Origin of the sequence: Salmonella sp. SSDFZ69 (assembly GCF_004010755.1) — a bacterium.
Taxonomy (GTDB): Bacteria; Pseudomonadota; Gammaproteobacteria; order Enterobacterales; family Enterobacteriaceae; genus Salmonella; species Salmonella enterica.
In genome coordinates this window covers 3,656,708-3,670,244 of the sequence record NZ_CP034831.1, presented here as the reverse complement: position 1 = coordinate 3,670,244, position 13,537 = coordinate 3,656,708, and the positions used below count along the sequence as shown (strand labels likewise).

At 55.4% G+C, this 13,537-nt stretch carries 10 protein-coding genes; 3 read left to right on the top strand and 7 right to left on the bottom strand.

The features are described from left to right. Nucleotides 1-77 precede the first annotated feature (77 nt). From panB to thpR, 7 genes are all read right to left on the bottom strand, one after another. Nucleotides 78-869: a 3-methyl-2-oxobutanoate hydroxymethyltransferase gene (gene panB, locus EOS98_RS18300; protein ID WP_000805489.1), complete on the bottom strand. Its 792-nt coding sequence runs from the start codon at nt 867-869 to the stop codon at nt 78-80. Between the two features lie 120 nt (nt 870-989). Next, entirely contained in the window at nt 990-1,469 is a 480-nt protein-coding gene (gene folK, locus EOS98_RS18295; RefSeq protein WP_000150777.1) for a 2-amino-4-hydroxy-6-hydroxymethyldihydropteridine diphosphokinase, read from the bottom strand. Further along, complete coding sequence (gene pcnB, locus EOS98_RS18290; RefSeq protein ID WP_204355897.1) at nt 1,466-2,863, bottom strand: polynucleotide adenylyltransferase PcnB; 1,398 nt, start codon at nt 2,861-2,863, stop codon at nt 1,466-1,468. The genes folK and pcnB overlap by 4 nt, the downstream gene beginning before the upstream one ends. Before the next feature lie 161 nt (nt 2,864-3,024). Beyond that, on the bottom strand, nt 3,025-3,921 hold the full coding sequence (gene gluQRS / locus EOS98_RS18285; RefSeq protein ID WP_126524271.1) for a tRNA glutamyl-Q(34) synthetase GluQRS: 897 nt from the start codon (nt 3,919-3,921) through the stop codon (nt 3,025-3,027). A gap of 68 nt (nt 3,922-3,989) precedes the next feature. Beyond that, on the bottom strand, nt 3,990-4,445 hold the full coding sequence (gene dksA, locus EOS98_RS18280; protein ID WP_001155232.1) for an RNA polymerase-binding protein DksA: 456 nt from the start codon (nt 4,443-4,445) through the stop codon (nt 3,990-3,992). A gap of 176 nt (nt 4,446-4,621) precedes the next feature. Further along, nucleotides 4,622-5,326: a DNA/RNA nuclease SfsA gene (gene sfsA / locus EOS98_RS18275; RefSeq protein ID WP_000899408.1), complete on the bottom strand. Its 705-nt coding sequence runs from the start codon at nt 5,324-5,326 to the stop codon at nt 4,622-4,624. Between the two features lie 16 nt (nt 5,327-5,342). Further along, nucleotides 5,343-5,873: an RNA 2',3'-cyclic phosphodiesterase gene (gene thpR / locus EOS98_RS18270; RefSeq protein ID WP_001294178.1), complete on the bottom strand. Its 531-nt coding sequence runs from the start codon at nt 5,871-5,873 to the stop codon at nt 5,343-5,345. 72 nt (nt 5,874-5,945) lie between these two features. On the opposite strand from thpR, the gene hrpB reads away from it, so the two are divergent. The 3 genes from hrpB (at nt 5,946) to fhuA (ending at nt 13,520) form a co-directional block, all read left to right on the top strand. Beyond that, nucleotides 5,946-8,375, top strand: coding sequence for an ATP-dependent helicase HrpB (gene hrpB / locus EOS98_RS18265; protein WP_164848125.1), 2,430 nt, complete (start codon nt 5,946-5,948; stop codon nt 8,373-8,375). Between the two features lie 140 nt (nt 8,376-8,515). Beyond that, nucleotides 8,516-11,038: a bifunctional glycosyl transferase/transpeptidase gene (gene mrcB, locus EOS98_RS18260; protein ID WP_000918127.1), complete on the top strand. Its 2,523-nt coding sequence runs from the start codon at nt 8,516-8,518 to the stop codon at nt 11,036-11,038. 292 nt (nt 11,039-11,330) lie between these two features. Beyond that, the gene (gene fhuA, locus EOS98_RS18255; RefSeq protein WP_000113219.1) at nt 11,331-13,520 is read left to right on the top strand and encodes a ferrichrome porin FhuA; all 2,190 of its coding nucleotides are present in this window, start codon (nt 11,331-11,333) and stop codon (nt 13,518-13,520) included. The last annotated feature ends 17 nt before the right edge of the window (nt 13,521-13,537 follow it).

Below are 13,537 nucleotides of genomic sequence, written 5' to 3'. Positions count from 1 at the left end.
TTATCAGGCCTACATCCGTTGAGGATCGGTAGGCCGGATAAGACGCGTCGCGTCGCCATCCGGCACGGTCAGAAAAATTAGTGAAAGCTGTGTTCTTCGCCCGGATAAACGCCGGACTCCACTTCAGCCATATACTGCCGTACGGCGGCGCGCATGTCGCCCGCCTCGGCAAGGAAATTTTTCGCGAATTTGGGAATATGGCCGCCGGTGATGCCAAACGCATCGTGCATCACCAGGATCTGACCGTCGGTGACGTTGCCCGCGCCGATGCCGATCACCGGAATCGAGAGCGCTTCCGTGACGCGCTTCGCCAGCTCAACCGGCACGCACTCCAGCACCAGCAGTTGAGCGCCAGCGGCTTCTAAAGCCAGCGCGTCATCCAGCAGCACTTGTCCGGCGTCGCCGCGGCCCTGAATTTTATAGCCGCCGAAGATATTCACCGACTGTGGCGTTAGCCCCAGATGACCACAAACCGGCACGGCGCGTTCGGTGAGCATTTTCACCGTATCAACCAGCCAGGCGCCGCCTTCAATTTTGACCATATTGGCCCCCGCACGCATCACGATAGCCGCGTTTTCACATGCCTGTTCCGGGGTGGCGTAAGCCATAAACGGCAGGTCGGAGAGCAATAGACAGTTAGGCGCGCCACGTCGCACGGCACGAGTGTGGTAAGCGATATCTTCCACGGTGACAGGCAGAGTGGAGTCATGCCCCTGAATCGTCATGCCCAGCGAGTCGCCAACCAGCATCACATTGATACCTTCGTCGGCAAATAACTTAGCGAAGCTGTAGTCGTAGGCGGTAATTGTCGCGAAGCGTTTTTTCTCTTGCTTGCATTTCTGCAGCAGTGAAATGGTGGTGGGTTTCATAACGTTTCCTGATGGTAAAAGTTATATTTCCCGGCATTCTAACAGTCATATTCAGGGGGGCAATTGATTTAAGCAATCGTTTGGCGCTAAAGCAGTAAACGCTAAAGGGGAGGCGATGTTTTACCAGTGGGCGGGTTTTGCAGCACCAAGATGGGTGAGATGCTGATGCAGGCTGATACCATCCGGAAAGATCAGATCAGGAGCGATTTCGAATAACGGCCACAGCATAAAACCGCGGTTTTTCATGTCGTAGTGCGGTACGGTCAGACGGTCGGTGTTAATGACTTCATCGCCAAACAGCATAATGTCGAGATCCAGCGTGCGCGGCCCCCAGCGTTCGGCTTTGCGCACCCGGCCCTGTTGCAGCTCAATGCGCTGGGTATGGTTAAGCAATTCTTCGGGGGCGAGGGCGGTATCCAGCGCCACCGCGGCGTTCAGGTAGTCCGGCTGATCCTGTGGACCAAGCGGCGGCGTGCGGTAAAACGAAGACACCGTGACGATACGGCTATCGGGAATGTCGGCGATAGCCTTCAGGGCGGCATTGACCTGCTCCAGCGGAGAGGCCAGATTACTGCCAAGCGCGATATACGCGATCGTCATACGGTGCCCTCGCGGCGCGGCGCGCGTTTGCGCGGACGTGAACGGCGGCGGCGTGGAGCAGGATCGTCGTCCAGCTCGTTGAGCATCCCTTTTTGTTCCGGCGGCGCGGAAGCCTGAAACTCGGCCCACCACTGCGCCAGACGTTGCAGTTCAGTATTATTTTCCACCTGAGCGCGCAGCTCCAGTAAATCAAACGCGGCGCGGAATTTGGGATGCTCCATCAGTTTCCAGGCGCGTTTGCCCTGACGTCGCGACATCCGTAACTGAAGCTGCCAAATATCACGGGTAAGTGTGGTAAGGCGTTTCGGGATCGCCAGTGAACGGCAGGCTTCATCCAGCACGTCATTCATGGCCAGCGCGAAAGCATCGTAATAGGCAAGGCCGCTCTCCTGAGCGATTTTTTGCGCCATCTCCAGCAGCGGATACCAGAACATGGCGGCAAACAAAAATGCCGGGTTAACGCGCATCTCGTTACGGATGCGGTTATCCGTATTCTTCAACACCTGCGCAATGATGCGTTCCATTGCGCTGTCGCCGTTTTCGGTGAAATAACGCGTAATGGTAGGAAACAACGGCTGGAAGAGGTTGTATTCCCGCAGTTGTTGATAGGTTTCAAAACCGTTCCCCGCCTGCAGCAGCTTCAGCGACTCTTCGAACAGGCGCGCGGGAGGAATGTCGTTTAGCAAGGTAGCCAGACGCGGGATTGGCTCAGCCGTTTCAGGGCTGATACGCATATTGAGCTTCGCAGCGAAACGCACGGCGCGCAGCATTCGAACCGGATCTTCGCGGTAGCGCGTTTCCGGATTGCCGATCAGGCGAATCACGCCTTCTTGCAGATCCTGCATTCCGCCGACGTAATCGCGCACGGTAAAATCCGCTACGCTGTAGTAAAGGCTGTTGATGGTGAAATCGCGGCGCTGGGCATCTTCTTCGATAGAGCCGAAGATGTTATCGCGCAGCAGCATACCGTTTTGCCCACGCTGGGAGGTCGTACGGTCGCTTTCACTGCCTTCATGATGACCACGAAACGTTGCCACTTCGATAATTTCCGGGCCAAACATCACGTGAGCCAGGCGGAAACGACGCCCCACCAGACGGCAATTGCGGAATAATTTCCGTACCTGATCCGGTGTTGCGTTGGTGGTCACGTCGAAATCCTTCGGCTTTTTGCCGAGCAGGAGATCGCGGACGCCGCCGCCGACCAGGTAGGCTTCATAGCCCGCTTTGTTCAGCCTGTACAGTACCTTGAGGGCATTTTCACTGATATCTTTGCGGGAGATAGCGTGCTGTTCACGCGGGATAATCGTCATATGTGGACGGGCGACGGCTTGTTCTGCCTCGCTCTCCTCGCGGCTTAACACCTTACGGCAAAAATTAGCGACTCGGGTAAAAATAGCGCACCTCGGTAGTGTCATACATTAATAAGATCAACTTACTCTATGTCTTTCGCATTACGGCAGACGGGCGTAAGAGAGCAACGCGACCTGGGCTGTAAGCATCATTAACGCCGCAGCAATGCGAAAGACGATGAGCAAAAATAGCGGCTAATCATAGCTCAGCGAGACGCATTTGAGAATGCCGGATTTACATTAGCCGATGTGGGTACGGCTGTAAGCCTCCAGTGCGTCACCGCAAAGCGCAGCAACTCCTCAACAGACATCTCCTGCCACGCTACGACGTCGCGTTGGCCTAAAAAGCGCAATGCCTGGACCAGTACCGGGCGCGGATCGCCTTGCGGCAGGGCAGGGGCATGATTTTGCTTGGAAAGTTTAGCGCCTTGTTCGTTGAGCGCCAGCGGAAGGTGCACGTAACCAGGCGCACGCCAGCCAAACTGTTTATACAGCGAAAGTTGTCGGACAGTGGGTTCGATTAAATCTGCGCCGCGGACGATCTCCGTCACCCCCTGAAAATGATCGTCGACCACCACGGCCAGATTATAAGCAAACAGTCCGTCGCGGCGGTGGATAATAAAATCTTCGCTCGCCAGCTGTGGGTCAACCTGGATGTCGCCGCGCAAGGCATCATGGAAACGCATCACCGGATGCTGCTGTTTAATTCTGACGGCGGCATTCTCCGGCCCGTGGCATAACGTCCGGCAATGGCCGTCGTAAATACCGCCCAGACGTTGAATGCGCGAGCGGGGGCAAGTGCAGTAGTAGCTCAGTCCCTGCTCATGAAGCCAGGCCAGCGCCTCGCGATAAGCCTCATGACGTTGTGATTGCCATAAGACCTCGCCATCCCAGTGCAGGCCGTAATGTTCCAGCTGGCGCAGAATGGTCGCTGCGGCACCGGGAACTTCACGTGGGGGGTCGATATCCTCGATGCGAACGCGCCAAATTCCGCGTTGCGCACGGGCTTGTAGATAGCTGCCGAGGGCGGCGATTAACGAGCCGAAATGCAGTTCGCCGGATGGCGACGGCGCGAAACGGCCAATATAGTGTGAGTCAGTCATGCTGCGGGCAATAAAGAATAAGGCGGGAAAACTCCCGCCTGTCATAAATAGGGTAGAAACGAACGGGATTAACCCGCCATCTGTTTTTCGCGAATTTCAGCCAGCGTTTTGCAGTCGATGCACAGATCGGCTGTTGGACGCGCTTCCAGGCGGCGGATACCAATCTCCACCCCGCAGGACTCGCAATAACCGAAGTCTTCATCTTCCACTTTCTTCAGCGTCTTCTCGATCTTTTTGATCAGTTTGCGCTCACGGTCACGATTACGTAACTCCAGGCTAAACTCCTCTTCCTGCGCGGCGCGATCGACCGGATCGGGGAAGTTGGCGGCTTCGTCCTGCATGTGCGTCACAGTGCGATCGACTTCATCCCGGAGTTGATTACGCCATGCTTCAAGAATACGCTTGAAGTGCGATAGCTGGGCTTCGTTCATATACTCTTCGCCCGGTTTCTCCTGGTACGGCTCCACCCCAGCGATGGCGAGAATACTCAGGGACGATGTTTTACGGTTTTGCCCTTCTTGCATGTTGCTTCTCCTTAACACGCACTATCGATCCCCATGTTCGGGGGAAAATCAGGTCGCTATAAATAGCAGATGCTTTTCCGGATAGCAATTATCTAAACGTAACACTTGACAACCCTGTGAGGAAAAGCGTATTTACGCACGCGGCCAGAATACTTAATAATCAGGCTGTTATTCCACTACAACGTTATGGGTACTGGTTCGTTCAGTTCCATTTTTTGGGCTGAAAGTTCTGCTTTATAAGCTAAAACTTCCACGCCTTTATTCTGAGCCTCGCTCAATAGCTGCGCGTATTTTATATCGATATGACGTGCGGGTGAAAAACGTGTAATGGCGGAGTGCAGCACCGCGAATACCACCACTGCGCGATGACCTGCCGCCGCAACGCCCATCAACTCCCGAAGATGTTTTTGCCCTCGTTCGGTGATGGCGTCGGGAAAATAACCGTTTTCTTTTTCCGCTAACGTGACCGATTTCACTTCAATATAGCAGTCCGGGCGGAAATCTGCCTGTAACATAAAATCTATACGGCTGCGCTCGGCGCCATATTTGACTTCACTTTTCAGAATATTGTACCCCGCCAGCGCCGGCAGGCGATTCTCCTGAATTGCTTCTTTCGTTAGCTGGTTCGCCCGCAGCGTATTCACGCAAATGAATGCGCCGAATTGCGTTTCAGTCAATTCCCAGGTATGCGGATATTTGCGTTTAGTATTTTCTGATGTCGAATACCAGACGGTATCGCCAGGCGTGGCGCAGCCGGTCATCGCGCCGGTATTAGGACAGTGCAGCGTAAGCGTTGTACCGTCAGGGGTGATCACATCGGCTAAAAAACGTTTATAGCGCTGAATCAGCGTAGCGCGTTGTAAAGGGGGTGAGAATAGCATCGACATTCCTTCATTATTATTCGCCCAGCGTCCAGCGCTGCAGCTCGGCATAGCGGGTACGGCCTTGCCCATACGAAGAGGCGTAAAGCGCAAACGACGTGACCGGAAATGACCAGCAAAAGCCCGGCGGCGGGATAGCCACCGTATGGCTGGCGTCGCGCAGCAGCGTAATATGCGGGTGAAAAGGCTGCGGGCTTTGGTAACAACCGCTGCGGGCAGCCTGCGCGCGCAGCATATTAGCCAACTGCAACAACCCGCGCGGCGGCTGGCGCATCCCCAGCCACACCACGCGCGAACGCAGCCACTGACCGGCGTCATCCAGATGTAGCGTAAAGCCCGGCTGGCGAATTCGTCCGGCCAGTTGCGCAAGCGCGCGCTGCTTATCGCTACTGACGTCGCCTAAAAAGGCCAGCGTCAGGTGCAGGTTCGCCGCTGCCACGGGGCGTCCGTCTTCAGACGCAAAATGGGCGGCGCGCCAGGCGATAATTTGCGCGCGCGCGTCGTCGGGTAAGTCAATCGCAAAAAACAGCCGTTTTGGCTCAGACATAGGGATACTCGGTTATGGATTAACACGATGCTACAATGCGGCGCAAAGAAAGTTAACCCCGTGGAGCCGTTTGTGACGTCATTGCCCGTTGCCGCCGTATTGCCTGAATTGTTGACAGCCCTAAAAACCGCGCCGCAGGTTTTGTTGTCCGCGCCTACCGGGGCGGGGAAATCCACCTGGCTGCCGTTGCAACTCCTGCAACAGGGGCCGGTTGCTGGAAAAATTCTCCTGCTTGAACCGCGTCGTCTGGCGGCGCGTAATGTCGCGCAGCGTCTGGCGGAAGCGTTGAATGAAAAGCCTGGCGAAACGGTAGGTTACCGGATGCGCGCGCAAAGCTGCGTGGGGCCGCGTACCCGGCTGGAAGTGGTGACCGAAGGCGTATTGACCAGAATGATTCAGCGCGATCCCGAATTACGCGGCGTGGGGCTGGTGATACTGGATGAATTTCATGAGCGCAGTTTACAGGCGGATTTAGCGTTGGCGCTGTTGCTGGATATCCAGCAAGGGCTCCGTGACGATCTCAGGCTGTTAATCATGTCAGCGACGCTGGATAACGACAGGCTCTGCCAGCGACTGCCTGATGCGCCGACGATCGTCTCGGAGGGGCGCGCGTTTCCCGTGGAGCGACGTTATCAGCCGCTCGCGGCGCATTTGCGTTTTGATGAAGCCGTCGCGATGGCGACAGCGGAACTGCTGCGCAATGAAAACGGTTCGCTGCTGCTATTTTTACCCGGTGTAGGCGAAATACAGCGCGTTCATGAACATCTGGCGTCGCGGGTAGGGAGCGATGTCCTGCTTTGTCCGCTGTATGGCGCATTGTCTCTGGAAGCGCAACGCAAAGCGATTGTTCCCGCCCCCGCCGGGATGCGTAAAGTGGTGTTGGCGACTAACATTGCCGAAACCAGTTTGACGATTGAGGGGATTCGTCTGGTCGTCGATAGCGCTCAGGAGCGCGTGGCGCGATTCGACGCGCGAACGGGACTGACGCGGCTGGTTACGCAGCGTATCAGTCAGGCATCAATGACGCAGCGCGCGGGGCGCGCCGGACGACTGGCGCCGGGTATCTGTTTACATCTGCTGGCCAAAGAACAGGCGGAGCGGGCGGCGGCGCAAAGCGATCCGGAAATCTTACACAGTGACCTTTCCGGTTTGTTGATGGAGGTGTTGCAGTGGGGATGTCACGATCCGGCATCGCTTTTCTGGCTGGACAGGCCGCCGGAGGCGAATCTTCAGGCCGCCCGCCGTTTATTATTGATGTTAGGCGCGCTGGAGGGCGAGCGGTTAAGCGCGCGGGGCCGGAAAATGGCGGCAATGGGTAACGATCCGCGCCTGGCGGCGATGTTAGTCAACGCCGACGAGGGCGACAGCGCCGCCACCGCCGCCATGCTCGCGGCCATCCTTGAGGACCCGCCGCGCGGCGGCGGTACGGATTTAAGCGTGCTATTTTCGCGGCGACAGCCGGGCTGGCAGCAGCGTAGCCAGCAGCTTTTAAAACGGCTGCAGGTGCGTAATGGCGAGCCGGATAGCGCGCTTATTATGCCGCTGTTGGCCAGAGCGTTTAGCGACCGCATCGCGCGGCGTCGTGGTCAGGAAGGGCGCTATCAGTTAGCCAATGGTATGGGCGCGATGTTAGATGCGGATGACGCGTTGGGACGTCATGAATGGCTGATCGCGCCGCTGTTGCTGCAAGGTAGCGCCTCGCCGGACGCCCGAATATTGTTGGCGCAGCCGCTGGATATTGCCTCGCTGATTCAGGCGTGTCCTGATTTACTGCGCCAGTCTGACACGGTTGAATGGGACGAAGCGCAGGGAACGTTGAAAGCGTGGCGCAGAATGCGTATTGGACAGTTGACGGTTAGTGTTCAGCCACTGGCGAAACCGTCTGAAGAGGAGCTTCATCAGGCGATGCTGAACGGCATCCGCGATAGAGGTCTGGCCGTCCTTAACTGGACGCCGGAAGCGGAGCAGTTCCGTCTGCGTCTGCACTGTGCGGCGAAATGGCTGCCGGAATATGACTGGCCTGCCGTGGATGAGGCGTCGCTGCTGGCGACTCTGGAAAACTGGTTGCTGCCGCACATGACAGGCGTACAGTCGTTACGGAGTCTGAAATCTCTGAATGTGACTCAGGCGTTACGGGGACTGCTTGACTATGCCATGCTGCAACGTCTGGATAGTGAACTGCCTGGGCATTACACTGTGCCGACGGGAAGCCGAATAACGATTCGTTATCATGAAGATAACCCGCCCGCGCTGGCGGTCAGAATGCAGGAAATGTTTGGCGAAGCGAAGACCCCAACCATCGCTCAGGGCCGCCTGCCGCTGGTGCTGGAACTGCTTTCGCCTGCGCAGCGACCGCTACAGATTACACGCGATTTAAGCGCTTTCTGGCAGGGGGCGTATCGCGAAGTGCAAAAAGAGATGAAGGGCCGTTACCCCAAACATGTCTGGCCGGACGATCCGGCGAATACGGCCCCAACGCGGCGCACGAAGAAGTATTCGTGACGTGTTATACGTTGCCTCCAGGCCGGATAAGGCGTTAATCGCCATCCGGCAAAAGAGTAAATTGAGAGATTTCTTCTTCTGTCGTCTGGCGGAAGAATACAGAATCGGGCCTTTGCGCCTGTATGTTGCGGAGAAAAAGCATGGCGGGGAATGACCGCGAGCCGATTGGACGTAAGGGGAAACCGTCACGTCCTGTGAAACAAAAGGTGAGCCGTCGTCGGCAGCATGACGACGATTATGATGATGACTATGAGGATGAAGAACCGATGCCGCGTAAAGGTAAGGGCAAAGGGCGTAAGCCTCGTGGCAAGCGCGGCTGGCTGTGGCTATTGCTAAAACTGTTTATCGTTTTTGTGGTGCTGTTCGCCATTTACGGCGTCTATCTGGATCAAAAAATCCGCAGCCGTATTGATGGCAAGGTCTGGCAGCTTCCGGCGGCGGTATATGGTCGGATGGTGAACCTTGAGCCAGACATGCCTGTCAGCAAAAACGAGATGGTGAAATTGCTGGAAGCGACGCAGTATCGTCTGGTGACGAAGATGACCCGTCCCGGCGAATTTACCGTGCAGGCCAATAGCATTGAGATGATCCGTCGTCCGTTTGACTTCCCGGACAGCAAAGAAGGGCAGGTGCGCGCGCGGTTGACGTTCAGTGACGGGCGTCTGGAAACCATCGTCAATCTGGATAACAACCGCCAGTTTGGCTTCTTCCGCCTCGATCCGCGGCTTATCACCATGCTTTCTTCGCCAAATGGCGAGCAGCGTTTATTCGTCCCGCGCAGCGGTTTCCCGGATCTGCTGGTCGATACGCTGTTGGCGACGGAAGACCGTCATTTCTATGAGCATGATGGCATTAGTCTTTACTCTATCGGGCGTGCGGTACTGGCCAACCTGACGGCGGGACGTACGGTGCAGGGGGCCAGTACGCTAACCCAGCAGCTGGTGAAGAACCTGTTCCTCTCCAGCGAAAGATCATACTGGCGTAAAGCGAATGAAGCCTACATGGCGCTGATCATGGATGCCCGTTACAGTAAAGATCGTATTCTTGAGCTGTACATGAACGAGGTCTACCTCGGTCAAAGCGGGGACAATGAAATTCGCGGTTTTCCGCTGGCGAGCCTGTATTACTTTGGGCGTCCGGTAGAGGAACTGAGCCTCGATCAGCAGGCGTTACTGGTGGGGATGGTAAAAGGGGCGTCGATTTATAACCCGTGGCGCAACCCGAAACTGGCGCTGGAGCGTCGTAACCTGGTGCTACGCCTGTTACAGCAGCAGAAAATCATCGATCAGGAACTCTATGACATGCTGAGCGCGCGTCCGCTTGGCGTGCAGCCGCGCGGCGGCGTTATTTCACCGCAGCCAGCGTTTATGCAGATGGTTCGTCAGGAACTGCAGGCGAAGCTGGGGGATAAAATTAAAGATCTCTCCGGCGTGAAGATCTTCACCACCTTTGACTCCGTGGCGCAGGATGCCGCAGAAAAAGCCGTTGTCGAAGGCATTCCGGCGTTGAAGAAGCAGCGTAAATTGAGCGATCTGGAAACCGCGATGGTGGTAGTGGATCGCTTTAGCGGCGAGGTGCGCGCGATGGTTGGCGGGGCGGAGCCGCAGTATGCCGGCTATAACCGTGCCATGCAGGCGCGCCGTTCCATCGGGTCGCTGGCGAAACCGGCGACCTATCTGACCGCGTTAAGTCAGCCGAACTTATACCGTCTGAACACCTGGATTGCCGATGCGCCGATTTCTCTGCGCCAGCCGAATGGTCAGGTCTGGTCGCCGCAGAACGACGATCGTCGCTACAGCGAAAGCGGGAAAGTGATGCTGGTGGATGCGTTAACTCGCTCAATGAACGTACCGACGGTCAATCTGGGGATGGCGTTAGGTTTACCGGCGGTAACCGATACCTGGACGAAGCTCGGCGTGCCGAAAGATCAGCTCAATCCGGTTCCGGCGATGCTGTTAGGGGCGCTGAACCTGACGCCGATCGAAGTGGCGCAAGCGTTCCAGACTATCGCCAGCGGCGGAAATCGCGCGCCGTTATCAGCGCTGCGTTCGGTTATTGCGGAAGATGGTAAGGTGCTGTACCAAAGTTATCCGCAAGCTGAACGCGCCGTACCGGCACAGGCGGCTTACCTGACGCTCTGGACAATGCAGCAGGTCGTCCAGCGTGGTACGGGGCGTCAGCTTGGCGCGAAATATCCGGGTCTGCATCTGGCGGGTAAAACCGGGACGACAAACAACAATGTCGATACCTGGTTTGCCGGTATCGACGGCAGCCAGGTGACTATCACCTGGGTAGGCCGTGATAACAACCAGCCGACGAAATTGTACGGCGCCAGCGGCGCGATGGCGATTTACCAGCGCTATCTGGCGAACCAGACGCCGACGCCTTTAGTTCTGACGCCGCCGGAAGATGTGGTGGATATGGGCGTTGATTACGACGGTAATTTTGTCTGTAGCGGCGGTATGCGCACTCTGCCGGTCTGGACGGACGATCCAAATACGCTGTGCCAGCAGGGCGAGATGATGCAGCAGCAACAGCAGCCGTCAGGCAATCCGTTCGATCAGTCGTCTCAGCCGCAGCAGCCTGCGCAGCAACAGCCGCCGAAAGAAGAGAAGAGCGACGGCGTTGCCGGCTGGATTAAGGAGATGTTCGGCGGCAATTAATCACGGTAATAGTGCCGGGTGGCGCTGTGGTTACCCGGTCTACACCGTTACGACTCCATTATGTGCGACGTAGGCCGAATAAGACGCTTACGTCGCCATCCGGCAAACCCTCCATAAATAACATTTCAGTCTAATTTATTAACCCTTCCTTTTCATCTGGTTGTTTCTTAACCCCTTAGTTTTCGTAGGGCCGCGTATCGCTTGCCATTGCGACGATATTTCGCCTATCATGCTGCGGTTATAATAATAATTATCGTTTACGTTATCATTCACTTTCATCAGAGATATACCAATGGCGCGTCTTAAAACTGCTCAGCCAAACTCCTCACTGCGTAAAATCGCAGTTGTAGTAGCCACAGCGGTTAGCGGCATGTCTGTCTATGCACAGGCGGCGGTTCAACCGAAAGAAGAAACCATTACCGTAACCGCAGCGCCTGCCGCGCAGGAAAGTGCCTGGGGACCGGCTCCGACCATCGCCGCGAAGCGTTCCGCCACTACCACCAAAACTGATACACCTATCGAAAAAACGCCACAGTCGGTTTCGGTGGTCACTAACGAAGAGATGCAGATGCATCAATTCCAGTCAGTAAAAGAAGCGTTGGGTTACACGCCGGGCGTAACGGTAAGCAGCCGCGGCGCTTCCAATACCTATGACTTCGTGATTATCCGTGGCTTCTCTTCCGTCGGCCTGAGCCAGAATAACTATCTGGATGGCCTGAAATTGCAGGGGAACTTCTACAACGATGCGGTTATTGATCCCTACATGCTTGAGCGTGTTGAGTTGATGCGTGGCCCAACGTCCGTCCTCTACGGTAAGAGCAACCCGGGCGGTATCATTTCGATGGTTAGCAAGCGGCCGACTACTGAGCCGCTGAAAGAAATTCAATTCAAAATGGGAACGGACAATTTGTTCCAGACCGGTTTTGATTTTAGTGATTCCCTGGATGACAACGGTGAGTTCTCATATCGTCTGACGGGACTGGCGCGTTCGACAAATGAGCAGCAAAAGAGTTCTGAGTCGCAGCGCTATGCGATTGCGCCCTCTTTTACCTGGCGTCCTGATGAGAAAACGAATTTTACGTTCCTTTCTTATTTCCAGAACGAACCAGAGACCGGCTACTACGGCTGGCTGCCGAAAGAGGGAACGGTTGAACCGTTACCGAATGGTAAACGCTTGCCAACAGATTTCAATGAAGGGGCGTCAAACAACACCTATTCTCGTAACGAGAAAATGGTGGGATACAGTTTCGAGCATGGCTTCAACGACACTTTTACCGTGCGCCAGAATTTACGTTTTGTCGAAATGAAAACCGCGCAAAAAAGCGTCTATGGCACGGGGATTGCGGCGGACGGCCATACGCTTAACCGCGGTACTATCGTTGACAACGAGCGTTTACAGAATTTCAGCGTAGATACACAACTGGAAAGTAAATTCGCGACCGGCGATATTGATCATACGTTGCTGACGGGTGTCGATTTCATGCGTATGCGTAATGATATTAACGCGACGTTTGGTAGCGCGCCGTCAATCGATCTCTATAACAATTACCATCCTGAATACTTTGCTTTCGGCGGCGCTGAGCCGTACCAGATGAACGAAAGTAAACAAACAGGCCTTTATGTTCAGGATCAGGCGGAATGGAATAAGTGGGTATTTACTCTCGGCGGCCGTTATGACTGGTCTAAACAAGCGACAACGGTGCGTCAGAATTCCACTACGCCGACAGAAGGATATATTGAACGTAATGACCACCAGTTCACCTGGCGCGGTGGCGTAAACTACGTATTCGATAATGGAATTTCACCTTACTTCAGCTATAGCCAATCTTTCGAGCCAAGCGCCTTCGATTTGTGGAGCACCCCACGCGTTTCTTACAAGCCGTCAAAAGGCGAGCAATATGAAGCAGGGGTGAAATATGTACCGAAAGACATGCCGGTTGTTGTTACGGGTGCGGTTTATCAGCTGACCAAAACCAATAACCTGACCGCCGATCCAACCAACCCATTAGCGCAGGTGCCGGCAGGCGAAATTCGTGCGCGAGGTGTAGAGCTGGAAGCCAAAGCAGCATTGACGGCTAATATCAATATGACGGCGTCTTACACTTATACTGATGCTGAATACACGAAAGACACTAACCTGAAAGGGAATACGCCAGAGCAGGTGCCTGAACACATGGCGTCGTTGTGGGGCGATTACACCTTCAACGATGGTCCGTTGTCAGGTTTAACGCTGGGAACAGGCGGTCGTTTTATTGGCTCCAGTTACGGCGATCCGGCCAATAGCTTCAAGGTAGGCAGCGCAGCGGTGATGGATGCGGTCGTCAAGTACGATCTGGCGCGTTTTGGTATGGCGGGCTCCAGCATTGCGGTTAACGTTAATAATCTGCTCGACCGCGAATACGTCGCCAGCTGCTTCCAGACCTACGGCTGTTTCTGGGGCGCAGAACGTCAGGTCGTTGCAACGGCAACCTTCCGTTTCTAATTTCTTTTTGGGCACGG